Genomic DNA, 541 nt, shown 5'->3' with positions numbered 1-541 from the left:
TCAATTTCTTTTGGGTGAGATTGTGATATGTGGCTTAGCCACTGATCGAGAGTGTTTAGCACGTTAGGCATGACTTAGGTAGACTGAAGCTCTTCACTCTCAGGTTCGGAATCAGAACCATCGCTATCAGCACTACTTTCTTCAGGTTTAGTCTCTTTAACTTCGTCCGGCGCTACTTTCGCCACTCTGAACTCTGTCAGTTTTGAAATAAGCGAAGACAAGCGATCCCTTAGTTCATGGCGCTCTAGTATCATATCGATTGCGCCATGCTCTAGCAAAAACTCACTCCGTTGAAAACCTTCTGGTAGCTTCTCTCGCACAGTTTGCTCAATAACACGTGGTCCGGCGAAGCCTATCAAAGCATTTGGTTCTGCGATATTCAAATCGCCCAACATCGCCAGACTAGCAGATACTCCACCAAATACAGGGTCTGTTAGTACAGAAATATAGGGAAGTCGTGCCTCTTTTAACTTCTCAAGTGCAGCGGCTGTTTTCGCCATTTGCATAAGTGAGATCAAGGCCTCCTGCATCCGCGCACCAC

1 protein-coding gene is annotated in these 541 nt (G+C 46.4%); it reads right to left on the bottom strand.

Going from position 1 to position 541, the window contains the following annotated elements; all coding sequences use genetic code 11:
- Window positions 1–74 precede the first annotated feature (74 nt).
- Window positions 75–541 (bottom strand): acetyl-CoA carboxylase carboxyltransferase subunit beta (locus A3756_RS06185; protein ID WP_304438869.1); only part of this gene is annotated, 467 nt, incomplete at its 5' end.

The organism is Oleiphilus sp. HI0086 (genome assembly GCF_001635225.1).
This window is presented reverse-complemented; position numbering and strand designations above follow the sequence as displayed.